Source organism: Roseivirga spongicola, assembly GCF_001592965.1.
GTDB classification, from domain to species: Bacteria; Bacteroidota; Bacteroidia; order Cytophagales; family Cyclobacteriaceae; genus Roseivirga; species Roseivirga spongicola.
Window position 1 is genome coordinate 128,224 of the sequence record NZ_LRPC01000031.1, and the last position, 26,305, is coordinate 154,528.

The 26,305-nt window shown below is 39.2% G+C and carries 24 protein-coding genes; 8 read left to right on the forward strand and 16 right to left on the reverse strand.

From position 1 onward, the window contains the following. Window positions 1-37: 37 nt before the first annotated feature. The 3 genes from ribB to surE all read left to right on the forward strand — a co-directional run bounded on the left by ribB (window position 38) and on the right by surE (window position 2,737). Window positions 38-1,177, forward strand: a complete 1,140-nt coding sequence (gene ribB / locus AWW68_RS18940) for a 3,4-dihydroxy-2-butanone-4-phosphate synthase (RefSeq protein WP_084375770.1) — start codon at window positions 38-40, stop codon at window positions 1,175-1,177. Window positions 1,178-1,241: 64 nt separating this feature from the next. Next, window positions 1,242-1,898 (forward strand): hypothetical protein, encoded by a 657-nt coding sequence (locus tag AWW68_RS18945; RefSeq protein WP_068224991.1) that lies wholly within the window; start codon window positions 1,242-1,244, stop codon window positions 1,896-1,898. A gap of 62 nt (window positions 1,899-1,960) precedes the next feature. Then, window positions 1,961-2,737, forward strand: coding sequence for a 5'/3'-nucleotidase SurE (surE, locus tag AWW68_RS18950; RefSeq protein ID WP_068224993.1), 777 nt, complete (start codon window positions 1,961-1,963; stop codon window positions 2,735-2,737). A 719-nt stretch (window positions 2,738-3,456) separates the two neighbouring features. Here surE and AWW68_RS18955 read toward each other — a convergent pair. Then, window positions 3,457-4,068, reverse strand: coding sequence for an MCP four helix bundle domain-containing protein (locus tag AWW68_RS18955; protein WP_068224995.1), 612 nt, complete (start codon window positions 4,066-4,068; stop codon window positions 3,457-3,459). 51 nt (window positions 4,069-4,119) lie between these two features. On the opposite strand from AWW68_RS18955, the gene AWW68_RS18960 reads away from it, so the two are divergent. Beyond that, window positions 4,120-4,302 (forward strand): hypothetical protein, encoded by a 183-nt coding sequence (locus tag AWW68_RS18960; RefSeq protein WP_221406022.1) that lies wholly within the window; start codon window positions 4,120-4,122, stop codon window positions 4,300-4,302. Here AWW68_RS18960 and AWW68_RS18965 read toward each other — a convergent pair. The 7 genes from AWW68_RS18965 to folE form a co-directional block, all read right to left on the reverse strand. Next, a complete protein-coding gene (locus AWW68_RS18965; protein ID WP_068225000.1) occupies window positions 4,289-4,864 on the reverse strand; it encodes a hypothetical protein in 576 nt (191 codons plus the stop codon). The two genes, AWW68_RS18960 and AWW68_RS18965, sit on opposite strands and share 14 nt — an antisense overlap. Window positions 4,865-5,080: 216 nt before the next feature. Further along, entirely contained in the window at window positions 5,081-5,782 is a 702-nt protein-coding gene (locus AWW68_RS18970) for an endonuclease/exonuclease/phosphatase family protein (protein ID WP_068225002.1), read from the reverse strand. Between the two features lie 55 nt (window positions 5,783-5,837). Then, window positions 5,838-6,083 (reverse strand): membrane protein insertion efficiency factor YidD, encoded by a 246-nt coding sequence (gene yidD, locus AWW68_RS18975; RefSeq protein WP_068225004.1) that lies wholly within the window; start codon window positions 6,081-6,083, stop codon window positions 5,838-5,840. Between the two features lie 106 nt (window positions 6,084-6,189). After that, window positions 6,190-7,659, reverse strand: a complete 1,470-nt coding sequence (locus AWW68_RS18980) for a PAS domain-containing sensor histidine kinase (RefSeq protein WP_185101310.1) — start codon at window positions 7,657-7,659, stop codon at window positions 6,190-6,192. A gap of 383 nt (window positions 7,660-8,042) precedes the next feature. Beyond that, on the reverse strand, window positions 8,043-8,564 hold the full coding sequence (gene dcd / locus AWW68_RS18985; RefSeq protein ID WP_068225008.1) for a dCTP deaminase: 522 nt from the start codon (window positions 8,562-8,564) through the stop codon (window positions 8,043-8,045). 282 nt (window positions 8,565-8,846) lie between these two features. Further along, the gene (gene cysS, locus AWW68_RS18990; RefSeq protein ID WP_068225010.1) at window positions 8,847-10,358 is read right to left on the reverse strand and encodes a cysteine--tRNA ligase; all 1,512 of its coding nucleotides are present in this window, start codon (window positions 10,356-10,358) and stop codon (window positions 8,847-8,849) included. Next, window positions 10,355-11,047: a GTP cyclohydrolase I FolE gene (gene folE / locus AWW68_RS18995; protein WP_068225012.1), complete on the reverse strand. Its 693-nt coding sequence runs from the start codon at window positions 11,045-11,047 to the stop codon at window positions 10,355-10,357. The genes cysS and folE overlap by 4 nt, the downstream gene beginning before the upstream one ends. Before the next feature lie 176 nt (window positions 11,048-11,223). Here folE and AWW68_RS19000 point away from each other — a divergent pair, with 176 nt between their 5' ends. Together AWW68_RS19000 and AWW68_RS19005 are read left to right on the forward strand one after the other, a co-directional pair. Continuing rightward, window positions 11,224-11,805, forward strand: coding sequence for a hypothetical protein (locus AWW68_RS19000; RefSeq protein ID WP_068225014.1), 582 nt, complete (start codon window positions 11,224-11,226; stop codon window positions 11,803-11,805). 31 nt (window positions 11,806-11,836) lie between these two features. Continuing rightward, a complete protein-coding gene (locus AWW68_RS19005) occupies window positions 11,837-13,207 on the forward strand; it encodes a cation:proton antiporter domain-containing protein (protein WP_084375772.1) in 1,371 nt (456 codons plus the stop codon). Window positions 13,208-13,493: 286 nt separating this feature from the next. Here the strand turns inward: AWW68_RS19005 and priA are convergent, their stop codons facing one another. From priA to AWW68_RS19025, 4 genes are all read right to left on the reverse strand, one after another. Then, window positions 13,494-16,010 carry a replication restart helicase PriA gene (gene priA / locus AWW68_RS19010; RefSeq protein WP_084375773.1) on the reverse strand — a complete coding sequence of 839 codons (2,517 nt, stop codon included), beginning with the start codon at window positions 16,008-16,010 and terminating at the stop codon, window positions 13,494-13,496. 376 nt (window positions 16,011-16,386) lie between these two features. Then, window positions 16,387-16,782: an endonuclease domain-containing protein gene (locus tag AWW68_RS19015; RefSeq protein WP_068225018.1), complete on the reverse strand. Its 396-nt coding sequence runs from the start codon at window positions 16,780-16,782 to the stop codon at window positions 16,387-16,389. 213 nt (window positions 16,783-16,995) lie between these two features. Beyond that, window positions 16,996-19,041, reverse strand: a complete 2,046-nt coding sequence (locus AWW68_RS19020; protein WP_068225020.1) for a thioredoxin domain-containing protein — start codon at window positions 19,039-19,041, stop codon at window positions 16,996-16,998. Continuing rightward, on the reverse strand, window positions 19,042-20,013 hold the full coding sequence (locus AWW68_RS19025) for a GSCFA domain-containing protein (protein ID WP_068225021.1): 972 nt from the start codon (window positions 20,011-20,013) through the stop codon (window positions 19,042-19,044). Between the two features lie 233 nt (window positions 20,014-20,246). Here AWW68_RS19025 and AWW68_RS19030 point away from each other — a divergent pair, with 233 nt between their 5' ends. Both AWW68_RS19030 and AWW68_RS19975 read left to right on the forward strand, forming a co-directional pair. Then, the gene (locus AWW68_RS19030) at window positions 20,247-20,555 is read left to right on the forward strand and encodes an isoamylase early set domain-containing protein (RefSeq protein ID WP_068225023.1); all 309 of its coding nucleotides are present in this window, start codon (window positions 20,247-20,249) and stop codon (window positions 20,553-20,555) included. Window positions 20,556-20,686: 131 nt separating this feature from the next. Continuing rightward, the gene (locus AWW68_RS19975) at window positions 20,687-21,001 is read left to right on the forward strand and encodes a group II intron maturase-specific domain-containing protein (protein ID WP_245660274.1); all 315 of its coding nucleotides are present in this window, start codon (window positions 20,687-20,689) and stop codon (window positions 20,999-21,001) included. Window positions 21,002-21,051: 50 nt separating this feature from the next. On the opposite strand, the gene AWW68_RS19035 is transcribed toward AWW68_RS19975, so the two are convergent. The 4 genes from AWW68_RS19035 to AWW68_RS19050 are packed head-to-tail and all read right to left on the reverse strand — an operon-like array spanning window position 21,052 to window position 25,891. Then, complete coding sequence (locus AWW68_RS19035; RefSeq protein WP_068225025.1) at window positions 21,052-22,161, reverse strand: response regulator; 1,110 nt, start codon at window positions 22,159-22,161, stop codon at window positions 21,052-21,054. 1 nt (window position 22,162) lies between these two features. Continuing rightward, entirely contained in the window at window positions 22,163-24,409 is a 2,247-nt protein-coding gene (locus AWW68_RS19040) for a sensor histidine kinase (protein ID WP_068225027.1), read from the reverse strand. Beyond that, a complete protein-coding gene (locus AWW68_RS19045) occupies window positions 24,388-25,662 on the reverse strand; it encodes a DNA cytosine methyltransferase (protein WP_068225029.1) in 1,275 nt (424 codons plus the stop codon). The genes AWW68_RS19040 and AWW68_RS19045 overlap by 22 nt, the downstream gene beginning before the upstream one ends. Continuing rightward, window positions 25,652-25,891: a helix-turn-helix domain-containing protein gene (locus AWW68_RS19050; protein ID WP_245660275.1), complete on the reverse strand. Its 240-nt coding sequence runs from the start codon at window positions 25,889-25,891 to the stop codon at window positions 25,652-25,654. Before AWW68_RS19050 ends, AWW68_RS19045 begins: the two co-directional genes overlap by 11 nt. Window positions 25,892-26,305 lie beyond the last annotated feature (414 nt).

Sequence of the window (26,305 nt, forward strand, 5' to 3'; positions counted from 1 at the left end):
CTGAACTTTATACCTTTGCAGGGCTTTTACTAGAGATATGTCTGAAGAAATTAAGCTTAATACCATTGAGGAGGCCATTGAGGCTATTAAGAACGGAGAAGTAATTATTGTAGTAGATGATGAAAACCGTGAAAATGAAGGAGACTTTATCTGTGCAGCAGACAAAGTAACTCCAGAGATCATCAATTTTATGGCTACTCATGGCCGAGGCCTTATTTGTGCTGCAGTTGTTGAAGATAGGTGCGATGAATTGGGACTCAACCTAATGGTTGATAATAACTCGGCAGCTTATGAAACTCCATTCACCGTTTCGGTAGATCTTATTGGTCACGGCTGTACTACGGGTATTTCTGCCTCAGACCGCGCCAAAACGGTAAAAGCTTTGGTAGACCCGAACATTCGACCTGAAGAATTGGGTAAACCAGGCCATATTTTCCCGTTGAGAGCTAAGCGAGGAGGGGTGTTAAGAAGAACAGGCCATACAGAGGCAGCTATGGATTTAGCCCGATTGGCAGGTTTGAATCCGGCTGGTGTTCTAGTAGAAATTATGAACGAAGATGGTACCATGGCCCGTTTACCAGACTTGGTTCATGTAGCAAAACGCTTTAACCTGAAGCTGGTTTCTATAGAAGACTTAATCTCATATCGATTAGAAAATGAGAGTCTGATCGAAAGGGAAATGGGCATTGACTTGCCTACTGAATACGGAGATTTCCACTTACAAGCCTATAAGCAGATCAATACTAATGAAATGCACCTGGCAGTTATAAAAGGAGAGTGGGAGCCTGACGAGCCTGTACTCGTAAGAGTTCACTCATCTAGTACCCTTGGTGATATATTTGGTTTTAAGTTCGACTCTGGTAACCCTATTAAACATGCTCTTAGAATGATTGAATCTGAGGGTAAAGGTGTGGTACTCTATATGAATCAGAGTGCTAGAGGGCAGCGACTTATTCATGAAATGAAAATGTTGCAAAAAGATGGAGTAACAGAACAACCTTTGAGCCGTAAATTCGGTCTAAAGATGGACACCAAAGATTATGGAGTAGGTGCTCAAATTCTTAGAGATTTGGGTATATCTAAAATCAAGCTCATTTCTAATAATCCTCAAAAAAGAGTAGGTTTAATAGGGTATGGCTTAGAGATTTTAGAATATGTGGAGATGAAGAAGCTATAATTTTTCGCTTCTGTTCGCTCTACAAACGAAACATTCTAAGGGTAAACCGTAGTTTATAATAGTAATGAGAGCGTTCTTCTTTTTTGCTTTGTTGGTTTGTGGAGGTCTTACAGCCGTAGGGCAGCAGTTTCCTAGTGAGAAGTTTCACACGGGTTCAGTAACGCTTAATGACGGAACCGAACTCAAGGGTAGAATTAAGTATGACTTAACAGCAGACGTAATTCTGGTCATAGAAACTGGTAAAAGCAATGTCACTACCTTAAGCGCTAATCAGTTTCAGTACTTTTCAATTGATGGTGGTAAAGGAAAGGCCATGAGGTTTTTTTATGCCGTACCAGTAGTTAATCAGACAGGATACCGTAGGCCGAAAATCTTCGAGTTAATTCATCAAGGTGGAGTGTCACTTATAGCCAGAGAATACATTGCCACTCGTTCCAGGTCATCCTCTAACCGAAGTTCTTTTAGAAGAAGCATGTACGATCCATTTTATGGCCCGGGTAATCAAATTGTAACCTTTCGCTATTTAGCTTATGAATTGTGGCTGATAGATGAAAATGCCAACCTCACCGAAGTAGGGAATACTAAAAATGATGTGATTAGAGCATTTCCTGATCAGCATTCGGAGTTACGGAAATTCATAAAAAGAGAAAGACTGAGGGTAGATAAGTTGGTTGATCTCACCAAAGTGGTCGCGCATTACAATGAGTTGAAAAACTTATAATTTCAGACAATTCCCTTTAGACAAACTCTGTCCCTTCCAGCATAAAACAATATCTTTGAAGCATGTCAAAGCCACTTATTCTTGTTACTAACGATGACGGTATAGTTTCTAACGGCATTCGCGTTTTAGCGGAGGTAATGTCCGAAATAGGAGAGGTAATCGTAGTTGCTCCCGATAGTCCACAGTCTGGAATGGGGCATGCCATTACTATTGGTGAACCGCTACGTTTAATTCCAGAAGATCTTTTTGATGACCTTAACATAAAGAGTTATAAGTGCTCTGGAACACCTGCCGATTGTGTGAAGTTGGCTAAGCATCATGTATTTAAAGATAAGAGCCCAGACCTTGTGGTAAGTGGAATTAATCATGGTAGCAACTTAGCGGTAAGCGTTTTGTATTCTGGTACTATGTCTGCAGCTATTGAAGGAGCCATTGAAGGCTATCCCTCTATAGGTTATTCACTGGCAGATTTTTCTCACGATGCAGACTTTTCCCACACCAGAGATTACGTGAAGCAAATTGCAGAAGAAGTGCTAGCTAAAGGCCTTACCAAAGGCGTTGCACTGAATGTCAATTTTCCTCCTAAGCAAAATGAAAAGATAAAGGGTATTAAGATTTGTAGACAGGCAAAGGCACATTGGGAGGAGGAATTCGACCATAGGAAAGACCCTTATGGTAGACCATACTTTTGGTTAGCTGGCAATTTTGTTAACAATGACAAAGGTGAAGATACCGATGTGTGGGCTGTAGACCATAATTATGTGGCCGTAGTGCCTTGTCAGTACGATATGACAGCATATCATACCATGGCCCAAATTAATGACGATTGGGAGATTTAGGGCTAATGTTGAGCTGGAAGTCGGAAGCGGGAAGCCAGAAAGCCAGTTGCTGCGACTGAACCGTTGATCTATTGCCCCTTCAGGGGTTAGGGGTGGAGTGAGCTGGAAGCTCGGAGTCGGAAGCGGGAAGCTAGATGCTTGGAGCTAGAAGCCATAAAAGGAGACTTACCGAGGATACTGATGGATTGCACCTCTTCCAAGAGGTAAGCTTAAACTGAGTATTTACCTTATGCAGTAATCTTTTTTATCCTGAGCGTGGCCGAAGGATCTGCCAAGCTTTCGGTCTATTGAGCCAGAAGCCAGAAGTCGGAAGCTAGAACAGGAAGCCAGAAAGCCTGTTGTTGCGACTGAACCGTTGATCTACCGCCCCTTCAGGGGTTAGGGGTGGAGTGAGCTAGATACTTGGAGCGAGAAGCCATAAGTAGGAACTTACCGAGGATACTGATGGATTGCACCTCTTCCAAGAAGTAAGCATTTACCTGATGCGGTCATCTTTTTCATCCTGAGCGTAGCTGAAGGATCTGCCAAGCTTTCGGCCTATTGAGCCAGAAGTCGGAAGCTCGGGAACTAGAACAGGAAGCCAGAAAGCCAGTTGCTGCGACTGAACCGTTGATCTACTGGCCCTTCAGGGGTTAGGGGTGGAGTGAGCTAGAAACAGCCCAACTGCAAAAGCACTGATGAACTACTGCTCTTTCTGAGGGCAGATGTTAAACACTTTACTAGTTCAGGTTATGTTTCTGGATTTGTGTTTTAGGCTTTAGCGATTTTGAAGATAGAATTAGAGCTTGAATAATTACCGCCAAGCAAATTACTATAGCCATTTCAAATTGAGAGGAAATCTGACTTCCAGAAATAATTCGTTCTGACTTATCCCATAAAGAAGCTCCTTCATCGGTTTGAATATTTGAGAGCGCATTCAGGTGCTCAATGGCTTCCATATTGGTAGCAGTTTTATTCTCAAAAGCAGTGCCTTGGTCAAAATCGTTTAGGGTTTCTTTGAGAGCATTGAAATGCAATTCTTCTTCTTCTGTCAGATAAGTTTGTGCATAAAGCAGCATAAGTTGCTCTCTTTCTTGCTTTAACTCTGTAAGTTCTTCCGAAAGCTGTGGTTGTTCTGCGAGAAGACAATCGTTTTGTTTTTGCAGGTTATCGTAGAGTTTAAAAATATAGCTTTCTACCAATAACCTATCTTGATAAATAGAAGAGATGGACTCTTCAAGCTGTCTGAACCTCTTTCTTTCGGAAATATTGTTGATGACAATTAAGCCCATAATGGCTGCTAGTATGCCTGCAGCAGTAGCTTTTTGTTTAATTCCATAGGTCCATTTCATAACTTCTTTCTTTAAGTATACCGAATGAATAACGCTCTGAGGTCTTATTCATTGAAAAAATCTAAGCAATACAGCTTTTCTAAAAATATCTTAGCTAGTAGAGTGGCAGGCTTACTTTTTGGCAGTGCTCTGCAAGCTCTATTTCTCTCTCTGACTTATATTGGAGCAGAAGTTAGAGAAATAAGACAAGAAAAGCTTGCCAAAATTATTCTATTGCTTCTTATTGGTTGTTAGCGGCTTTATAGAGCTCTATAGCTTTGAGATAATTAAGAGCTCCTGCTTTAGTTTGATCGTAAATGAATCCATCGAGTTCGGGGTGGTTGGCCGCAACCCATTCTATAAGCGCTTGTCTGCGTGCTACCCAAGTTTCATCATCAAAGTATAGGTATTCAATTATTTCAACCTCATAAATCTTATCTTTTTCAAAACTCAATACTTCTTTGGTAATAATGGGGTTGTCCATCAGGAAGTTAATTCTTGGGCCTAGCTTTGAAATTTGGAGTTCAATCTTTTCGCCAGGTAATTCCTGTATTTGTAGAACCTTGTATTCTGGTTGAAAAATGGAGTCCCACTGAAATAGGTTATAGTAATCTGCCTTAGAGAAAGTAGTTTCATAAACTATTTCCTTCATTCGCACACTGTCATAAAATAAGGAGATTATGCTCGGGTAATCGAATTCATTTAATGCCTGAATGTACTCTTCTGCTAAAACCGTTCTATCTACTTCTTTGAGTTTGGGTTGGCAACTTCCTAAAAATAAAGGAAGCAAGCAGGTAGAGAGCAGTAGCTTTTTCATAGACTAAAGCTTGCTGTAAAATGTTGGAAAAGCAATTATAGCCTCTTTTAGTAATTGCTTTTCTTTTATGGATCTATTGTTATATGGCTCTAAAGAAAACCAAAGTGAAGTAGATGTCTATTTCATGTTTTTACCCTAGGCTAGTAGGCTCCAACAGAGTCAAATGCGAAATAAGGTTAAGTTTAGAGATGGTGGCTGTAGAAGAGAACAGTGTTTTTAAAAGCTGAATATTAAAGGCACATGATCACTTATCTTTATCCATTCATCTCGTTTTCCAATTTTGAAATCTTTAAAATTCTGAAACTGTGGACTTACGAGGAAATAGTCTATATGATATGGCTTGTTCTCATTCTTCTGTAGAAAGAAAGTAGGTGTTGTTTCAAAGCCTTGTTGCTCTCCGCTCGAGGAATGATAAACACTTTCAATGCGTTTCTCTTTTAGCATATTTATCACATCTGTGTGATTCCACCACCTATCCCATTGATCCCAGATGGCATTACTATTTAAGTCTCCTGCAATTATGATTTCGTCAAAGTGCACCAAATTGGTATGTAAGTATTTCCAAAACTGTCCTATATAGCCAAAATTTGGAGACTTGTTTCTATGAGTCCAAACTGCCAATAGCTGAAAGCTTTTATTTATGGTACAGGGTAAAAAGTATTTAACGGAGTGGTCTTTATATTGACATGACCAGTCTAGCTTGTCGATTTGAATGGACGGTTTGGCAAAAACACCTAGACCCTTGTTTTTGGAATCTCCTATCCAAAGATGATTATGGCTCCACTCTTGATACTCTTTGTGTTTGCTAAGAGTTGGATTTTCACATTCTTGAATAATGAAGATGTCTGCGTTTAGATATGTTAGCAGGTGGAATTTGTTTCTTAAAGCTCCATTGCAATTCCATGATACGATTTTCATGACATGTATAAATTCAAACTAAGGAATTACATTGAATAGAGTATTTCTGTCTATTCTAAAACCACTTCTGACCATCTCTCTTCGGAACCGGATCATAACCATGGCCACCCCAAGGGTGACAGCGACTAAAACGCCTGATACCTAACCAAGTTCCGCGAATTGGTCCCCACTCTTTAATAGCCTGAACTGTGTAGCTAGAACAAGTAGGAGAGAAGCGGCAATTGGCTCCCAATAATGGCGAAATACCATACTGGTAAACCTTTATTGGAAAGGTAAATATGAGTATCAGTGCTCTTTTCACTCGGGAAGATAAGCTCTCTCTGGTCAGTAGGCAAAAGCTTATGCCGGTAGATTACAGATTGTAGTATATAAACCTTATTCCAGTATGAGTTAATCAGTCAAATGGACTAAGAAAGCGGAATGGTAAAATAGAACGTACTGCCTTTACCTTGCTCGGATTCTACCCATATTTCGCCCTCATGGAGTTCCACTATTTTCTTACAATGTGCAAGCCCAATTCCTGTGCCCGGGTATTCCTCTCTGCTGTGTAATCTTCTAAAAATCTGGAAGATATCTGGTAGGCAGTCTTTGGCCATACCAATGCCATTGTCTTTTACTGTAAAGGTCCAGCAATCTTCATTAAGTTCTGCCGAAACGTGTATTACAGGTTTTTCATTGGGTTTTCTGAACTTAATGGCGTTTGAGATAAGGTTTTGAAAAAGTAGCCTTAGCTCTGTTCTATAGCATTGAACCACTGGCAGTTTGTTAAAAACTATTTCTGCGTTAGCCTCATCTATTGCCACTGCAAGGTCTTTGCAAACCTCTTCCATTATTACCGTACAGTTATGAGTAGATTGAGTTCTATCAGTTCCGAGTTTGCTGTAATCAGACAGGTCGTTGATGAGTTGTTTCATTCTGCCTGCTGCATTGGAGATGATCTCCATTAGCTCTCGCCCTTCTTCATTCAGCGATGCACCATTGCTTTGCATAAAAAGCTGGGTCATGGCACCAATTGTTCTTACAGGTTCCTTAAGGTCGTGGCCGGCAACATAGGCAAACATTTCAAGCTCCTTATTTTTTGCTTGTAACTGCTGGGTGAAAAGTTCAACCCTTTTTTCATCTGCTTTTTGTTTGGTTACATCTTGGCAGGTACCAACCATTTCGGCTACTTCTCCTCGCTCATTTAAGAATACCTTTCCCATAAGATGAACGGTTTTAATTTGTCCTGTTCCAGTTTTTATTCTGTGAAAGAAATCGTAGAACTGTTTGTCTTCAAGTATTTTTTGAGTTCTACCTAATACAAATTGGCTATCTTCTTCATACACATAGCTGAAGTAGGTTTCATAACAGAGTTCCCCGCCTTTTTCGCGTTGAAACATTGCGTAGAGGTTATCAGACCAAGTAATTTTATCGTCAATAACGTTCCATTGCCAATGACCTATTTGGTTGATTTGCTCTCCTAGATTAAGTAATTCGTTTTTTTTGATCAGATCTTCCTCTACCTTCTTTCGCTTAGTATTGTCAATAATGGTCACTGCTAACAAATTAGCGCCATTTCTATTGAATGGAGTTAAGCCTATTTCCATAGGGAATTCTTCCCCATTCTTTTTAACTCCTGTAACTTCAACGCCACTTCCAATAGGAAGTGCATGTGGTCTAGTATAAAATTCTGATCTTTTTTTAGCGTTTAATTTCCTCTGATAGTCTGGGATGAGTATTTGGGCTTTTTGACCCAGTACTTCTTCTTTGGTATATCCGAAGGTTTTTTCAAGCTGATTGTTTGCATAAATGATTACTCCTGAATCATCTATGATGAGCAGGTTGTTGGGTAAGTGATGGAGTACTCCGTCAAATTGATGTCTATCTATTGTGTTCACGCTACGCACTATTGTCTCAAAAAGTAAAGCAGGGTCACCCATGACTAAACACAGATAACCACAGTTAGATGGTTAAATAAACAAAGTCACCGCATGGAGAAATCCATACGCCTTAGTTCAGTCTCGGAGGTGAATAGTGTCAGATTCTAGACAGAATCTGAAAGTAGGTACGTTGAGGCTCAAGTCAAGATAATTTCCTCACAGGTAAATGAAAATCCAATTTTTTCATATAAGCAACCAATACCCAGCCATAAGCATTGATAACCACCAAATGAGTTAAATCAACTTTGACACAATATACAAGATGTATTTAATGAGGCTCTAGGTAAAACCCTTAATTTTATCTAAAAATATTAATAGTACTAGAGAGTATTAGGAAGTAACTATTTCTCGAAATCTTTATATAACATACTGGCCTGAATGCCCGTATTGTTCTGGTATTTGCCGCTTTTATAGGTGTCGTAATCGCCTTCAATGGTATGGTAGAAAATCTGGCAAATGTCTACTCCGGCATAAATGCGTATAGGTTGAACGCAAAAAATCTCCAGTGTCCAGAAACCGTTAAAACCAACATCTCCAAAACCTGCGGTTACGTGAATAAAAAGACCCAAGCGCCCAATTGAGCTACGGCCTTCCAGCATAGGTACAAACTTTGATGTTTCCGTTTTCTCAATGGTTCTACCCAAGTACAGCTTGCCTGTTTCTAGTAAAAGACCTTCTTCAGGAATGATCAGCTTTTCTACCGGGTTTGGAGTTTTCATATCCAATACCGGATTGGTGTACACCATCAGCTCATTGTGAAGCTTAAGGTTGTAGCTGTTCGGGTTTAATTGCGACTCATTGTAAGGCTCAATGTTAATGCCTTTACCTATTTCTCGCTTAATTTCTCTTCCTGAAAGAATCATAAGTCTTATTCAATTTCTTTTTACCGTCATGCCATTTCAAAATCAAAAGCCAATTAGTAAGGTCATTCCCGCGAAGGTGGGAATCTCCTCAAACATGCTCTAAGCTCTATGAGATTCCCAATCGGAGTCGGGAATGACGAATGGCTTTTGATTTTTGCATTAACAATCTATTCAATGAGGCTCCGGATGTTTTTCTTTCAAAGCTTTGTGTGGTTTTGGAAGAAAAATTCCGGAATAACGTCCTATTCTTAGCTTGGTTAAAGATTTGAGATCGCTCTAACCTTAATTTATTGTGTAGGACATTTCGCCCCCTTTTTCGTCCTTTAACTGTATGCCGGCTGCCTTCAAATCGTCTCTGATTTTATCAGATAGAGCATAGTTTTTACTGAATTTTGCCTGCTTTCTTAGCTCGATCAACACCTGCATTACGCTATCTAAAGTTTTACCATCCTGAGCTGCTTCTGCCTCATTTCTAAGGCCTAACACGTCAAAGATGATTCCTTTAAATCGCTCTATTACCTGTTCGAAAACTTCAGGGTCAATTACTGCTAACTCTGAAGGTTGCTGGTAGTAGGTATTTATTTTGGTACTCAGTTCAAATAAATTAGCAATGGCTTTTGCTGTATTGAAGTCATCGCTTAAGTCTTTCATGGCCTTATCTACAATATCGCCCAGCTCTTGGGTTTTGGCTTTATCAATACTTGCTGTACCTGGCTTAGCTAGTTTCTCCAAAAGGTTGACACTCGCCATTAGTCGCTTGTAACCTTTTTCGGCAGCTTGTAGCGCTTCATTCGAGAAGTCCAAAGTGCTGGCATAATGAGACATAAGCATAAAGAAACGCACCGTCATTGCTGAGTATCCTCTTTCCAAAAGCTTATGGTCACCTGTTAGTAATTGCTCTGGAGTAAAGCCATTACCCTCAGACTTGGCCATTTTTCGGCCATTTACTGTAAGCATGTTTCCGTGAATCCAGTAGTTGGCTCCACCTTTATGGCAGCAGCCTTTGTTTTGAGCAATTTCAGCTTCGTGATGTGGGAACTTCAAGTCCATTCCTCCACCGTGAATGTCGAAGGTTTCACCTAGGTATTTGGTGCTCATTACAGAGCATTCCAAATGCCATCCCGGAAAGCCTTCTCCCCACGGAGATGGCCAACGCATAAGGTGGCCGCCCTCTGCCTTCTTCCAAAGAGCAAAATCTAAAGGATCGTTTTTCTGATCTTGACCAGAAAGTGCTCGAGTGTTGGAAAGCATTTCATCAATATTTCTTCCACTCAACTCTCCGTATTCATGGTCTTGGCCAAACCTCCTTACATCGAAATAAACGTTTCCGTCTTTTTCGTAGGCATAGCCGTTATCTATAATCTTCTGAACAAACTCAATTTGCTCAACTATATGACCTGTAGCGGTTGGCTCAATAGAAGGAGGGATGTTGTTGAAGAGTTGCATAACATCGTGAAAGCCATTGGTGTATTTTTGAACCACTTCCATTGGTTCAAGTTCTTCCAAACGTGCCTTCTTGGCTATTTTATCTTCCCCTTCATCCGCATCGCCCACTAAATGGCCAACGTCAGTGATGTTTCTTACATATCGAACCTTGTACCCGAGAAATTTTAAGTATCTAAAAATGATATCGAAAGAAACGAAGGTGCGCACATTGCCTAAGTGCACATCGCTATAAACAGTTGGGCCACAGACGTACATGCCCACGCGGCCTTCGTGTATTGGTTTGAATACTTGCTTTTCTTTCTCTAATGAATTGTAAATGCTTATCGGATACTGTTCGTATAGGCTCATTTCAACTTGTCGTTGATGTAGGTCAAAAATTCTTTTTTGGTAGCTTCTTCTTGGAATTTGCCGCTGTATTCAACAGTAACGGTAGAAGAATGCTGATCGGATACACCTCTTGAGCTAATACACATATGTTCGGCATCTACATAAACAGCCACATCTTCCGTATTAAGCGCTTCTTTCAGTTCGTTCAACACTTGTAGTGCAAGTCTCTCTTGAACTTGTGGCCTACGCGCATAGTAGTCTACAATTCTATTGATTTTAGAAAGGCCAATTACATTACCGTTTGGTATGTAGGCAACGTGCGCTCTTCCAACAATTGGTAAAAAGTGATGCTCGCAGTTAGAGTAAACTGTGATGTTCTTTTCTACCAACATTTGGTTGTAGTTGTACTTGTTTTCGAAGGTAGACATAGATGGCTTATTGGCCGGATCTAACCCTTTGAATAAGTCTTTGATGTAGAGTTTGGCTACCCTTTTTGGTGTACCTTTTAGACTGTCGTCTGTTAAGTCTAGGCCAAGGGTATGCATTATCTTTTCGAAGTAACCCTGAATTTTCTCGATCTTCTCCTCGTCACTTAGCTCAAATGCATCTTCTCTCATCGGAGTGGCTATAGAAGTCATGATATGGTTATCACCAATCTCATCTACCTCTTTCAATAATTCGTCAGAAACTTTTGTTGACTTATCTTCCATTACTCAATTTTTGAATGCCGAACCTTTCATGCCTCAGGGGCGTAAAAAGTTGGGCAAAAGTACGATTAATTCCTATGCAATTAAAATCAGATAATGATAACTCTAGTTGAATGAAAATGATTCGATTTTAGGAAGCCTTTCGGTAATTTTTTTGTGCTAATCTGTATTTTAGAAAGATGGGATTGTTTGGTGAAAGGTTGCTGGCTTATGCTTACAGGCTAAAGGAGAGGAGAGGCTTCTTCCTAAGTGATGTTAAGCGACTAGCATGTTTTGCCAATAACCCTAGGAATCAAGAGGTTGAGGCGGTTAAGCTAAAGCTGAGTGTGCTCAACCATAAGCAAATAAATGATTTGGCTTGTCAGCAAGAAATGACGAACCACATTATTACACAGAATATAGACGAAGATTTAGATGGTAATGCTTTAACGGCTGTGACTAAATTGGCAAAATTTCAGTTTAAGGGGAATGAGTATCATTTATTAGCCTTTGCTTCAGCATATTGTAACTCGCATAAACCCAGTGTTTTTCCAATTTACGATGTAAAACATTTGGGCCTTATGAAACAATATATGAGCCATTATGCTTTATTGGGGAGCGAAGAATCTTTAGAAGATTACTCCGTTTTTAAACGTGGTCTCGATCATTTTATGAATCATTACCGTTTAGATGAACTTTTGAATTATTATGAGGTAAAGAAGCTTAGCTGGCTATATTTGGATAAGCTATTGGCCGAAGAGGCCTGCGAATTGAATCAATAATACCTCTTTTTTTAACCATTAACCGACCTGAATGAACGCGTATAATCTTATCATTGTACTCGCTTGCGTCATTATCGCATCGCACATTTTTAATTATATATCTAAGAGAACTAACATTCCGAGTGTTATTCTTTTGATTCTGCTGGGTATTGGTGGTAAGTACGCAATGGACTACTACAACTTTAACCAAGACGGACTCATTTTTGGGACCTTGGAGGTACTAGGGATTGTAGGGTTGATTATGATTGTTTTAGAGGCAGCCATAGATCTAAAGCTGAGTAGAGAGAAGTGGCCAATTATTTGGAAGTCGTTTACGGTTGCGCTGATTTCTTTGATTGTCTGTGCCTTTGGTATTTCGTTGATTATCAATCAGGTATTTAAAGAAGATCCCATCATTTCTCTGGTTTATGCGGTTCCACTTTCTATAATGAGTAGTGCCATTGTAATCCCTTCTGTAAGTCGGTTGGCAAAGGATAAGAAGGAATTTATGATCTACGAGAGTACGTTCTCAGATATTCTAGGCATTATGTTCTTCTATTTCTTGGTAGAAAATGTAGGTGTTGAAAGTGCTAATCAGGTCATTTACAGTGTAGTGGGTAATATCATTATTACCATCGTAATCTCGGTTGTGGTTAGCTATGCCTTGGTTTTGCTTTTCCAAAGATTGGAAGGAGATGTAAAACTGTTTATGCTGATTGCAGTACTGATTTTGCTCTATGCTATTGGTAAGCAATTGCACTTGTCTTCTTTGGTAATCATTCTCGTTTTTGGTTTGCTGTTGAATAATAATAACCTCTTCTTTATTGGCAAATTGAAGGAGTTTATAAACGAAAAAACCATCAACTCAATACTTAAAGATTTGCACCTAGTTACACGGGAGTCTGCATTTGTTGTGCGAACTTTTTTCTTTGTGGTTTTTGGTACTACAATCGACTTAAGGGCTTTGCTCGACCTTGAAATATTTGCTGTAGGCTTAGGGATAGTGGTGTTCTTCTTTATCGTAAGGTTTGTTTTCTTAAAGCTGTTTTTCCTTAAGAAATCTATATTTCCTGAGTTTTTTATTACACCAAGAGGATTGATTACTGTACTCTTATTCTTCTCAATTCCTGAAGAACTGACTTCGCTTACTTTCAATTCCGACATTATTTTGATAACCATTATTGTCACCAGTTTGGTAATGACTTGGGGACTGATCAAGTTCGGAAAAGAAGGCTTAGAAGAAGGTGCCCCAGCTCCATTAGAAGATACTGGACTGTCTTACTTTTTGCAGCGTATGAGCAGTAATACCTCTGGCACTAAAGATGTGGTGCTGGCAGAACAAGTAGAAGAGGCGGTAGAGGAGATTGAGAAGGAAAATGCTGAAGAGGATTCTGAGTCTAAAGAAGAGAAGGATAAAGAGTAGTTTGTTCTGGTTCTTCATTGCGAGAAACAAACTTCGCCTCCCGAGGCCCCGATACTTCGGGGCGGGAGTGAAAGTCTGTGCCGAAGGTCTGATTAGCGTACTTCCAAACAGGTAGATTACTTCGTCACAATTAATTGCCTCGCATTAATTCTTCCTCGTAATGACGGGGCAGATGATCATTCGATTTGTTCTAGGCTTTTCAATTCATGCGAACTTTCAATATACCGATTATTGTAAGACTACATAATGGCTTTTCTCCTCGTAATGACGGGCCGAGAGAGATTGTCTAATGAGGGTCAACATCTACAACCACTTCAACGGATTTGAGTTCTTTTACTTTGAGTAACTCCAGCTGAGCATTTCGAATCAGGTCTTTTACGGCTTCCATCTTATATTTCTTTTCAATCTTTAAGAAGATGTCCATCAAGAATTTATCTCTGATTTTGTTGATTAGCGGCTCTTGAGGGCCTAGCACTCTGCTGGCTCCCATGTCTTCTTTGAGAATGTTGGCCAATCTTTGAGCTGCTTCATTGGTGAGTTTTTTGTCTTTGCTTCGAAGCGTCAAATGAATCATTCTAGTGAAAGGAGGGTAGTGATACTTTTTCCTTTCCATCATTTCTCGTTGATAAAAAGTATGGTAATCACCAGTTCTGATGAGTTCGATAATGCCCTGCTCAGGGTTCCTACTTTGAATAATTACCCTGCCTTCAGTATCTCTTCTTCCAGCTCTACCACTTACTTGGGTAACCATTTGAAAGGCTCTTTCATAAGCTCTAAAATCAGGGAAGTAAAGCATTCTGTCAATGTCGAACACACCTACCAAACTTACCTTGTCGAAGTCTAGTCCCTTAGAAACCATTTGAGTTCCTACTAGAATATCAATTTCACCTTTCTCAAAATCGTGTATTATGTTCTGATAGGCGTATTTGGCTCGGGTGGTTTCTAAGTCCATTCTTTGCACCCGTGCCTTCGGAAAGAGCAGCTTAATATCTTCTTCAATGCGTTCTGTACCAATACCAACGGTATGCACCTTTGTGCTGCCACAAGCGGGGCAGACCAACGGAACAGCATCTTTATGGCCACAGTAATGGCAGTTGAGCTGGTTTTTATATTGATGGTAGGTGAGGCTAACCGAGCAGCGAGGGCACTCAGGAATATGACCACAATCTTCGCATGTGAGATAGTTAGAAAAACCTCTTCGGTTTTGGAAAATGATGGCTTGCTCTTTTTTCTCTAGAATCTGTCCGATGGCTTCAATAAGCACAGAAGTGAACTCGCCAACACTGGTTTTTCGCTTCTTTTCCTCCGTTAGGTTGGCCAGGTTAATAACTGGTAAACTAGCATCGTTGTATCGCTGAAATAGCTCAACCAAACCGTACTTTTCTTGCTTGGCATTGGTGTAAGATTCCAACGATGGCGTAGCAGAGCCTAAAACTGTTTTTGCACCATGCAAATGTGCCAAATAGAGTGCAACATCTCTCGCATGGTATCTCGGTGCCGGATCATACTGTTTATAGCTGGTTTCGTGCTCCTCGTCTACTATTACTAGCCCTAGGCTACCAAAGGGAAGGAAAATGCTGCTTCGAACCCCCACAATAAAGTCGAATCGACCTTCCATAAGTCCGTACCAAACCTCAACCCTTTCGTTGTCTGAGAATTTAGAATGGTAAACACCCATTCTGTCACCAAAAACTTTTCTGAGCCTGTTGACTATCTGAGCAGTAAGGGCAATTTCTGGCAGAAGATAGAGTACTTGCTGACCGCTTTCCAGTGCCTGCTGAATTAGACTGATATAAATTTCGGTTTTACCACTACCTGTAATGCCATGGAGTAAAACGGTAGACTTATTGGTAAAGTAATCGAAGATTTCTTGCTGAGCATTTTGCTGAATATCGCTAAGCTCTATTTCAGTAGTTTCTGCGGGACCTTCATCTCCAAAGCGAGAAACAATCTCTTCAAACTCAATCAGTATTTCATTCTTTACCATCGTTTTGATGGATGAAGCTGAAAGACCAGCTTCAGTAAAGGTCGACTTAGGAATACCTGATGAGTTCAATTCTGGGTTTTGAAACACAGGGACTTCTCTCAAGTAAAGCAACAGTATGTCCGACTGCTTTGGCTTTTTCTCCAACTCTTGAAAGAGCTCATCTAACAAATCTTCATTCGCTAAGTAATCACCATGAAGCCGTATTTTCTTTACTTTTTTCGGCTTGTAACGCTCTTTTACTTCTTCATAAATGATCACCAATTCTTTCTGAACCAGTGATTTGATATAGCGGTAAGCACTTTTGAGTTCTAAGATGTCGGCTGCGTCTCTGTAGCTTAATGAGTCTTTTTTCTCTAATGCCGAGAGAAGAATTACTTCCTTATCATCTAAAGTAAGGTCTGTATCATTCCAGTCGTAGTGCGGATGAAGCTGAATTTTTGATTCACTACTCAACTTAAGTCCTGAAGGAAAGGCTGCATTTACCACTTCGCCATAAGTGCAGAGATAATAGTTGCTCATCCACTTCATCATGTTTACCTGCTGAGGAGTAACAACCGGTTCTGCATCTAGTACATCTAAGATGGGTTTAGCTGTGTAGACTTTAGGCGCTTCTTGGTGGATAGAATCAACAAGGCCAGTTACCACTTTCTGTCTACCAAACGAGACGATTACTCTGATGCCTGGCTTTACTAACTCCAGAAATTCAGTGGGGACTCTGTAAGTGAAAAGCTGCGGAATGGGTAGTGGCAGAGCTACATTAGCAAAGTAAGTGGCTGCTTCTTCAGGAGCGTCAATATTGAATTGGAGTGATGACAAACGACTGTTTTCTATGAAAGTTTGAAGTTATTAATTAAAGGCTTTCTAGTGGTAGAAGAAGTGGAGAATGTTTTGGCGACCCCTAAATCCCCTAAAGGGGACTTTGCTTCATCATTTTGACAAGTTTCATCTCTCACCCTCCCGAGTTCTCGGAAGGGCTAGGGTAGAATTTACTTTGTTTGAGTAAACTTTATCGTTTAAACTTTACCCTCGAGTCCATATGGCATATTGTCTTGCGAAGGGCTCGGGTAAAAGTTATGTGATCTTTATGCAAGCTTGAAGGCTAGGGCATTAGGCCCCTAAATCCCCTAAAGGGGACTTTGCTACATCATTTTGACAAGCTTCATCACTCACCCTTTAGGGTCGGGGTAAAAACTTATTCTGATGAAATGTGCCTTAATAGATTTAAACATAGGTTGCTAATTTCAGTTATTACCTTCTCAATATTCTGTTCTATTTCTTGATTCGAAAACCTTATCACCGAAATTCCAAAATCATGTAATTCATGAGATCTATCAGCGTCATATTCTGCTTGATCTTTTTCCATATGATTTTTTCCATCGACCTCAATTACCAGTTTTAATTTATGACAATAGAAATCTACAATGTAGATGGCAATGGGATGCTGAGCCTTAAAACGAAGGCCATGAATTTGGTTTGATTTAATCTTTTCCCACAGGAGCTTTTCATGATAAGTCATGTTCTCTCTTAGCCGCTTTGCTTGCTCAAAGAGAGTCGGTGAAGCACCATAAAACATTTTTCGTTCCGTCATTGAATGTATGTGTTCGAGGATTGAATTTAAGAGTTTACTCCTAAATCCCCTGTATGGCTTTTTACTTCATCATTTTGACAAGCTTTATCGCTCACCTTCCCGAATTCTCGGGAAGGGCTGGGGTAGAATTTGCATTGTTTTCGATTTTATCTCGAAACTGTTCTCCATGAGTTCGAGAGAGATACAGCACCTACTTTCCCTGCTTCCCAGGTGCTATTGGGGTGGACCTATTGAAAACTCCATTTGCTCAAAAACCTCTTTTGAACTATGCACAGGTAATTGACAAGCCTTATTGTAGCAAACGAAATAGGTCGGTTGATTATTGATCATTTCTCGTCCTTCAAGAAGCTCTAGCTCTGAAGACTGATTGCTTACTTTTCCAGCGATGACCTTGTTAGGGAAATAGGCTTCGCTCAGCAATTGACTTGCTTGGTTGTTGTCAATGGCCACGACTTCCGCAGTTGGGTAGGTGTTTAAGGCATACAACGAAGCCCAATTGGCCAAGTCTTGCGGAGCAAGCATTAGCATTCTGTTCACCTTATCCACCATATCCTTCGAGGCCTCGATGTATTGGTCATGACTCAACAGCAATCCTAAAGTTTTGAGGTTACTGGCCATCATGGAATTGGAAGAAGGAATCACGTTATCGAACAATTCTTTCTTTCTAGCTATCAGGGCTTCTGACTGGTTTGAAGTGAAGAAGAATAGTCCTTCTTGCTCATCGTAAAACTCTTGTAGAGTTACCTTCATCAGTTCATTGGCGAGGAAAAGCCAGTTCTCATCAAACGTAATTTGATAAAGCTTAAGGTAGCCTTCTATTACGGCAGCGTAGTCTTCCAAATAACCATCAATGCTAGGCTTTCCGCCCTTGAAATTCCTGTACAGGTGATGGTCTTTCATCATATGGTTTTTGATGAATTCGGCATTGGCTAGTGCTAGACTCAGAAATTTTTCTTCTCCAAAAGTAGCATAAGCATCACACAAGCCAGAAAGCATAAGCCCGTTCCAACCACTGAGGATTTTATCATCAAGTCCTGGTCTGATTCTGCTACTTCTGGCATTGAGCAGCTTCATGTTGCAAATCCTGACAATGTCTTTTAGCTCGTCTACTTCCAAATCATTGGCTTCGGCAAACGCCTCATCTGATCCAGAACGGAAAGGAATATTCTTTCCAGGTTCCAAGTTGCCTGCGGTGATGTTATAGAAGTCTAGCATCATTTCAGCATCTGGCCCTAAAAGGTCGTAGAATTCTTGAACGGTCCAGAGGTAGAACTTACCTTCTTCGCCTTCACTATCGGCATCTAGCGCGGAGTAGAAACCACCTTCTTCGGAAGTCATTTCTCTTTCCAGCCAGTCGATGGTCTGGTAAACGGTTTCCTTGTAAAGCGCCTTTTTAGTGGCTTGATAAGCGTGGGCATAAAGGCTCACCAGCTGACCATTATCATAGAGCATTTTCTCGAAGTGTGGAACAAACCAATCCATATCGGTAGAATAGCGGGTGAAGCCGCCACCCACCTGATCGTAAATGCCGCCCAATGCCATGTGGTCTAAAGTTCGTTCTACATGAGCCAAAGCTTCATTATTCTCATTGATGTGATACTCCTTCAGCAGAAACTCATAAATAACAGGCATGGGAAATTTGGGCGCTCGGTTGTTTCCGCCTTGTTGTAAGTCGAAGTTTTCAGCAAACTTCAAATACATTTCATGCACCGCGGTTTTCTTAAAGTCGTTGCCTTGGCCAATAAGTCCGTATTTCTCAACTTCACTTCTGCCTAGGGTATTCATAAAGCCTTCTGCCGATTTTTCCAGTTCGTCATGCTGCTCGTTGAATGCTCTGTTCACTTGCATACAAAGCTGCGCCCAGCCTTTCGGTGGAAAGTAAGTTCCTCCGTAAAAAGGTCGCTGATCGGGGAGTAGAAAAACATTCAGCGGCCAACCGCCCTGCAAACCCATGGCATGCACTGCATCCATATAAACCTGATCTACATCGGGGCGCTCTTCTCTATCCACCTTAATGCAGACAAAATGCTCGTTCATAATGGCGGCAATGTCTTCGTTTTCGAAACTCTCACGCTCCATCACATGGCACCAATGGCAAGCCGAATAGCCAATACTGACAATGATTGGCTTGTTTTCCTGCTTCGCTTTTGCTAGTGCTTCTTCGCCCCAAGGAAACCAATCTACAGGGTTGTGCGCATGCTGAAGCAGGTAAGGTGAGGAGGCTTCGGTAAGTCGGTTGGAGTGTTTCTGGTTGGCCATTTACTTCAATTGCTTGTTAAGGTTTTCAATTTCTTTGTCTAGAGGTAGCTCTTTACCCAGCTGTTTCAGTTGATCGAGTGTTTTGCTTAAGAATTTTTGGTGTCCGCCAGATTTTGGGTTGAATGGCTTATGGTTAAGCGCCATCCGCAGCTTATTCCATTTTTCTAAAGTTGCCTGATCTTTTTTGGCTAAATAGGTTTGAACGAATTGCTCCCAGATGTAGTCTATGGCTTGCTCGTTGGGATGAATGAGGTCCTTCTCATAGAATCGGTAATCTCTGAGGTCGTCCATCATTATCTCATAGGCGGGAAAATAATGAACATCTGGCGCCATGTCATCCATGTAATAAGCCGCTGACCTTAAAACTGATTTGCTCACTGAATTCAGCTTTAAGGTATCACGCGTATGTCTTACAGGGCTCACGGTAAAGATAAACTGTACTTCTGGATTGAATTGATTGATGACTTCTTTGAGTGCAAAAAAGGCTGGGACAATCTCTTCAACCGAAAGTAGCCTTCTGGTAAATTCTTTCTGTGGTGTTTTGTGGCAGTTGGCCACTAGCATATGTGTTTTGTTTTGCTCATAAACCCAAGCCGTGCCCAGTGTAATGAAAATGAAGTTGGCTTCTTTTAGCTGCTGAGCCACTTTGGTGAGCGCTTCTTCCATTCGCTTGTGGAGGGTGTCTTTAGTTTTTGCTCTAAAGGAAGAATGGAATTTATAATTGAAGTAGTATCCATCGCGCTTTAGAACGGCCGCGTCTAATATTTCTGAACGCTCTAAGGAAAGCTCCATTAGCTCAAGAATTGATAATGGATTAAAAATAGTGCCGTAGGGATTGACCTCCGATTGAAATTTGGCTTCCGTAAGTCTTTGGCCAATGCTGTCTGAAAAGCATGAGCCTAAGGTCAAGATCTTCGACTGATAATCAATTTTAATAGAACTGTCTTGTGGTTCAATTTCGGTTCTGAACATGCGCAAAGATAAAGTTTAAAAGTGGCCTTCCCTTCTAAAAGCAATGCAAGGAAATAAGGTTCAGATTACTAAACCTTCGATTCAGCTAAAAACAAACGTTTGATATTTGAAACTGATTGAAAAAGAGTGACTTACTATGGTGGGAAGTATGCAAACGTTTCACTACTTTTTTTGCCTTGGTGCTTGTTGCGTGCTGTATTTGTGCGAAGATTTGTATTAGTAAACGCAAGGAAATGAGCATTAAAAAGCAAATCCTGAAAACTAAGCCGCAAGCGAATGTAACTTTTCAGTTACCTGCAGAGGCGGCAGAAGGAGCAGAGAAAGTGACAGTGGTTGGTGAATTCAACGACTGGGATACTACTGCAACAGAAATGAAGAAATTAAAAAGCGGTGACTTTAAGGCTACCGTTAAACTTGCTACTGGCAAAGAATATCAGTTTAGGTATTTGATCGATGGTCAGAAGTGGGAGAATGATTGGGATGCAGACAAGTATGTTCCTAATCAATTGACCTTTGAAGATAACTCGGTAGTAGAGTTATAGAAAGATATTTAGGACTTTCCATAGGTGAGTTCTCGTTTGAGACGGGCGGTTATTGGAAACAATACCGCCTTTTTTTATGCTCTAGTTTTTTGGCGGTGATGATGGCTTGTTGGGGATGATACCAAGCGGTAGTGAGTAAAAGCAGTTGGGATAATCTAAAACGCAAGCTCAAGCGAATCACCAAGAAAACGCTGCCATACAGTTTTGCAGAACGTACAGAGCGGCTCAAAGAAGTAGCTAGGAGTTGGATAAATAACTTCCGATTGGGGACTGCATACACCAAACTCAAGAAGCTGGATGAGTGGCTACGTAACCTACTGTGCTACGTATATGGTCCCGAGGCATCGGGAGGCGCACCGTGGGCTTATGGCTCACGGCCGTCTTTTTCGTTTTTACTTTGTCTGTTCGTCCGTGCGTTGGCTCAGACACTTATTGACAAGCTTTGACTGGTGCGTTTGGCTTGAGCGGCTTGACAATGTGTGTGGTTGCAGTGAGCTTAAAACAATCCTTTATATAATTCATCTGTATCAAAATCTGGTGAACCTTGTCTCGAATAATAATATGAGAATCTAGCTACAATGTCCTTTGTGAAGGTGCTGTTGACTGAAGCCTTACGAACAAACTTCTCACTAAATTCTTTTACTCTAACAGATTTCATTTTCTGAAAATTTATGAGACCTCCTTCAATGTCTTTGTATTGTGGCAGAAAATGATACTTATTGGAATAGCTATTATGTATAATTCTTTTAAGGGTATCTTCAGCACTTTCTAAGACTTCTTGATCAGCTTTACCCTTAATGATAAGACCAACTTTTTCTTTAAGAATACCTTCATTCGGTGAATCTATTTGTACAACTAAAATGTCTTTTGCTTTACCCTGCGCTAAATCACAAGATGGGGTTAACACAATATAATTCGTTGAAGTATCCTTCTCTTCGACCAAATCCCCAGTAAAAATACTAGGCTTAATACATGGGGTGATATAGATTTCAGAAGGGTGGTAGTTTTCAAAACCTGATTCTTCAGTAATTTCTAAATACTCTTGAATATGTAAAAGAGTATATCTTAAAAGAGATTTTTGCTTTTCTTCTGGACTCCTTTCGTTATCGTTTGTCCAAAGGTCTAAAGAGTTGGATAAATGATTCCAGAAAATGTCATTAATGTACCTCTCTACGGTTCCTTTTCTGTTCAAAATCTCAGTAATTCCAGTATTGTATATGGCAACAATTTCTTCTATGAAATCAAAGTCAGCATCCCTGTCCCGAACTTTAAAAAAAGAAGTTTCCTCACTTAATGACGAGTGAAGATTATGAGATGTACCAGAAATAACAAAAACAGGAAATCTTAGATTTTCTTTAACTTCTTTAATTATTTCGTTGCCAGAACTATCACTACCACCTGATTGCTTTAAATCCAAATCAATGACTGCTCCGTCAAAAATATTATCTGAATTCCTTAGTATGTCTAGAGCTTGATCCTTTTCAGAAAGAATAGTTTCTCTAATTATTAAATTCCCATTTGTTTTATTGTATGAATCAATATCCCTCGTGTATGTAGCGATAACATTTGAATCGTCCTCTACGATTAGTAATTTTAATTCTTTCATATTACTTGTTGATTTCTATCTGAAAATAAGCTCCTTGATTATAGCTACGAGCAGAAAGTTCTCCGTTTAATCTGTCGATTGCTTCACCGGCAATTGCCAGACCTAATCCGGTTCCATTAAGTTTTTTAGAATACCCTGGTTCAAAAATAGCTCCTGATTCAATTTCTAAATCTGTTAATCCAGGGCCAGAGTCTTTGATGTCAATAATTACAGCGTTGTGATTCTCATGAACGGAAATGAATATTTCTTTGGTTTTAGATTTTGAAATTTTAAGCCAATAAATGCTATTTTCAATTAAATTGGTTAGTGCTATATATAGATCTTCAGACCAACCGAATGTTTCGATTTTTTCATCTCCTGAAATGGTAATTGTAATATTTTCATCCTCAAGTTGAGATTTGAAAACATCCATACTTTCTCGAATAACATTTACGACAGCAAAGTCAGTTTTTTTATCTCTTTTTTGTTTGGCTAGTGGAGAAATCCTTTTGAATAAGTTTGAGATAAACTTGCTGTTTACTTTGAATCCGTTTATACTATTTGTTAGTTCTTCAAGGTTTTCTTCATCCTTAGTGGCTTTGTAAAATTTCAAATAGCGTTCCATTACTCTAGCTTCAGAATTGAAAAACTGTAATGGTTTTCGACCTTCGTGAAGAATAAAATTGACAATTTTGCCTAAAGTTGCATGACCTTGATAAATAGCAATTGTTTTTTCAATTTCCTCTTTCAATTCTGCTTTTTTCTCTTCTTCCTTCGTTAAGATTGTATCGATCTCATCAATAGCTTTTTTGTCTATTTTGAATTCCGATAGCTTCTTCCCAATTGTGGTTTTAACTTCTGCAAGACTGAATAATGAGTTTATTGTATCTTGTACTTTTGTTTGCTTCCCTCTACTTTTTTCACTCTTAATCCTAAAAGCAAGACGTCTGATTTCTAATTCTGATATAGCTCTACTAGCTAATGCAATTAATCCAAAATAACTTTCATTTTCCTTCAAACCGTCTCTAGCACTCTTTTCAATTAGACCAGATTCTTCTTCTGACTGAATAGTTACAAAACCAACAATTTGATTATTACTAATTCTCATTGTTGGATTTTGTATACGTCTATGGTCTAATTTTAGCCAATCAACACCGCTATTTCCATAAGGCCTGATTCTGAAACTATTTTTATAAACATTTACGCCAAACACTTCATTTAACAACCTTCTTGCATCATTTTTACCCATATACTGTTTTGATACAGGGTTAATTAAGCCTTTGTTAATAAGGTTGTCGATTGCTTCTGGTTCTCTATCAAAAACTCTAAAGTCAATGCGTATTAATCCACAATAACTCTCAGTCTTGTTATCTAAATCAAATGTTACATTAATTTCTTCTTTTTGAATTGCATTTGGATTTATGTTGTTTTCAAATAAAAGTTTAGCATTTCCCTCTTTGGAAATAGTACCTGAAATTCGATAATCATAGAATTTTATTATTGGATATGTATCAATTTTAATATTCTCGTCAATTTCTGGAAACGGTGAATTTTCAAAAGATAAATTGATTTTGAACTCATCATCAATTGATTCGTCAAAGGGCGAAATAAGTTTGCGCAATTCATTGACTAATTGAATCAGTGTGTCTTTGTTCCAATAAGAGAGTTTTGTATCGATCTTTTCAATTGTTTCTTCATCTCCATTTTCATCAATTACGATTTCGGTATATTTTTCATCCTTGGCAATGATGAGTATTTCTGTCCCAGAAACTTCATTGGTTTTTTTCTTCTCTACGAGAAGGTCAATGTTTTCTAAAAACTCATCAGTTTTAAAAATTCTCCAATCTATAACCGCTTCTGATTTTTCTCCATTTTCGTCTATAGTAGACATAGTCATTTCTTGACCAAGAATTGAAGCTGCGAATCGACCAATACCTTTTCTTCCTTGTAAGGTTCTTGTTTTATTTTTACTTAGTTTTCTTTTTAACTTATCGTCAGTAGCAGGAACCAACCATTTATTTATGACTGTATTGAAATCCATACCATGACCATCATCTTTAATTGAAATAACCAAGGCATTTTCATTGCCAATTTCTGTGTACTTAAAAATAATATCAACCTTAGTAGCATCAGCGTCATAAGAGTTTTTAACCAGCTCGACAAGAGCTGCATAGGAGTCACCTATCAGATCGCTCCCAATGGTATGGATTAAACGAGCAGCAGGTCTAATCTGATAATATCCATCTATTAACTCTTCTTTGCCTGACATAATATTTTTAATATAATTTTTGAGATTTCATAAGCCATAAGTGGTGGTACAGCATTTCCAATTTGTTTAAATGCAGGAGTTCTATTGACTCCTTCACGAACTCCTTCAAAATAATAGTCGTCTGGAAATGATTGAAGTCTTGCAGCTTCACGGATTGTTAGTGAACGATTTTGACTTAAATCAGGATGAATATAATAGTGGCCGTCTTTTGCAATATGTGCAACCACTGTTTGTGAGTGGGGCTCATTAGCTGCAACTACCTTAAACCTGTCGAAGAATGAAGACCTGTTCTTATGAGTTTTTAATTTTTCTGGGAGATCATTATAGTGTAACCTCTCTTTCTTATCGTTCCACTTTTTAACAGCTATCCTATAGATTTCTTTATCCTGTTCCGAGTGCGGTCTGGCTTTATGTTGTGTTAAAATATCAATACCATTTCTTATGAAACTGTTGTTTAAGTATTCATTCGTTAAAGTTTCATATTTTACAAATTTATCTTGTCCTTCTCCAGCTTGGAGTTTAGGTAAATCGGAAAGTAAATCCTGTACAGAATATTTTGTTGATGAAAGATTTATCGCTTCTAAATCAGGAATTTCAAAATCATATTTCTTATTCCATCCTATGATGATAATTCTTCTTCTGTTCTGTAGTACCCCAAATTTGTTAGCTTCTACCGTAAAGAGTTTCATGTTATAACCTTTTTTGTCAAAAAGTTTTTTCATGTTGTTCAGGTAGAGTCCGTCCTTGGCAGACTTAAGTCCAATCACATTTTCGAAAACAAATAGCTTTGGATTGTACTTTTCGAGATAACCAGCATATTGAACATAAAGGAAGTTTCTCGGGTCACCAGACATCCCATTTTTTGACCTTGCACGCCCAACGAGAGAATATGCTTGGCAAGGTGGTCCACCAATAATTAAGTCAACAGTTTTGTTTTTTAAGTTCTTTTGAATTTTATCATGGATCACATAATTATTTTCTTCTGAAATCGAAAGGTTAATTACGGATTCCATAATCTTCTCAGGAACAAAAGAATACAATTCAGTTCTCGTTATTTCTCCTTTTAAATATTTGATGTAAGTATCATAGTGGTCTATCGATTTAAGGTAATGGTATGCAGCTCGGGTCTTTAATGTAAAACAAGCTGCAGTATCTGTTTCAACATGAGCAATTGGCTCAAAACCATTCCTAGCAAAACCTTCCGAAAGTCCACCAGCTCCTGCGAATAGGTCGATATAAGTTTTACCTTTCATCTTTTGTTCGGTTTAGCAATTCTCTTATATCAACATCTAGGGCTTCAGCAATCTCCACTAACGTTTCAAGTGAAGGCTGCATGTCGTTTGTGCACCATCTTGAAACAGTTGTTCTATTTTTGTCTACTTTTTCTGATAGCCATTTGTTTGTTCTGTCTTGTTCAGCAAGTACTACCCTAATTCTGTTGATTTGCTTTTTAGATGTCATTTGAATCGTATTACGTTGCATAAATAGCAATTAAAACAAACTTAGTTCATTAATAATTTTTAAACGTGTTCCTTTTACAATATATTTGTTTCGTTAAACGATTCAGTAGTTGTTTATTTCAGTTCTGATGAATCATATTAAGAATCAAAATTTGAAATTGACTTTTTATGAGTACGAGATACACCAAATCCGGTTTAGAGCAAACTGTATACAAACAATTAGATAATCTAAATGCAATGCACTATTTACTGAGAGTTCAAAATGCCCTGATCCAAAGTATTAATAAGACGCTTAGGGACGAGAATGGTTAATTCAAGGAGAAACAAGTCATGTATCCAACAAGAAGAAAGTCAAAATCATAACTTTTTAGAGAGGTGAGCTGGTTAAGCTCTTTTGGTTTTGCGTTTGGCTTTGGGGTTGGCAAAAACCAAATGT

Excerpts from the sequence above, each read along its gene's own strand:
- ribB (WP_084375770.1), top strand. The coding sequence starts at position 38 with ATGTCTGAAGAAATTAAGCTTAATACCATTGAGGAGGCCATTGAGGCT.
- AWW68_RS19035 (WP_068225025.1), bottom strand. The coding sequence starts at position 22,161 with ATGAAAGAATTAAAATTACTAATCGTAGAGGACGATTCAAATGTTATC.
- AWW68_RS19030 (WP_068225023.1), top strand. The coding sequence starts at position 20,247 with ATGAGCATTAAAAAGCAAATCCTGAAAACTAAGCCGCAAGCGAATGTA.
- AWW68_RS19020 (WP_068225020.1), bottom strand. The coding sequence starts at position 19,041 with ATGGCCAACCAGAAACACTCCAACCGACTTACCGAAGCCTCCTCACCT.
- AWW68_RS19040 (WP_068225027.1), bottom strand. The coding sequence starts at position 24,409 with ATGTCAGGCAAAGAAGAGTTAATAGATGGATATTATCAGATTAGACCT.
- AWW68_RS19005 (WP_084375772.1), top strand. The coding sequence starts at position 11,837 with ATGAACGCGTATAATCTTATCATTGTACTCGCTTGCGTCATTATCGCA.
- AWW68_RS19050 (WP_245660275.1), bottom strand. The coding sequence starts at position 25,891 with ATGCAACGTAATACGATTCAAATGACATCTAAAAAGCAAATCAACAGA.
- AWW68_RS19015 (WP_068225018.1), bottom strand. The coding sequence starts at position 16,782 with ATGACGGAACGAAAAATGTTTTATGGTGCTTCACCGACTCTCTTTGAG.
- folE (WP_068225012.1), bottom strand. The coding sequence starts at position 11,047 with ATGGAAGATAAGTCAACAAAAGTTTCTGACGAATTATTGAAAGAGGTA.
- AWW68_RS18945 (WP_068224991.1), top strand. The coding sequence starts at position 1,242 with ATGAGAGCGTTCTTCTTTTTTGCTTTGTTGGTTTGTGGAGGTCTTACA.
- AWW68_RS18970 (WP_068225002.1), bottom strand. The coding sequence starts at position 5,782 with ATGAAAATCGTATCATGGAATTGCAATGGAGCTTTAAGAAACAAATTC.
- AWW68_RS19025 (WP_068225021.1), bottom strand. The coding sequence starts at position 20,013 with ATGTTCAGAACCGAAATTGAACCACAAGACAGTTCTATTAAAATTGAT.
- AWW68_RS19000 (WP_068225014.1), top strand. The coding sequence starts at position 11,224 with ATGGGATTGTTTGGTGAAAGGTTGCTGGCTTATGCTTACAGGCTAAAG.
- dcd (WP_068225008.1), bottom strand. The coding sequence starts at position 8,564 with ATGATTCTTTCAGGAAGAGAAATTAAGCGAGAAATAGGTAAAGGCATT.
- AWW68_RS19045 (WP_068225029.1), bottom strand. The coding sequence starts at position 25,662 with ATGAAAGGTAAAACTTATATCGACCTATTCGCAGGAGCTGGTGGACTT.
- cysS (WP_068225010.1), bottom strand. The coding sequence starts at position 10,358 with ATGAGCCTATACGAACAGTATCCGATAAGCATTTACAATTCATTAGAG.
- surE (WP_068224993.1), top strand. The coding sequence starts at position 1,961 with ATGTCAAAGCCACTTATTCTTGTTACTAACGATGACGGTATAGTTTCT.
- AWW68_RS18965 (WP_068225000.1), bottom strand. The coding sequence starts at position 4,864 with ATGAAAAAGCTACTGCTCTCTACCTGCTTGCTTCCTTTATTTTTAGGA.
- AWW68_RS18955 (WP_068224995.1), bottom strand. The coding sequence starts at position 4,068 with ATGAAATGGACCTATGGAATTAAACAAAAAGCTACTGCTGCAGGCATA.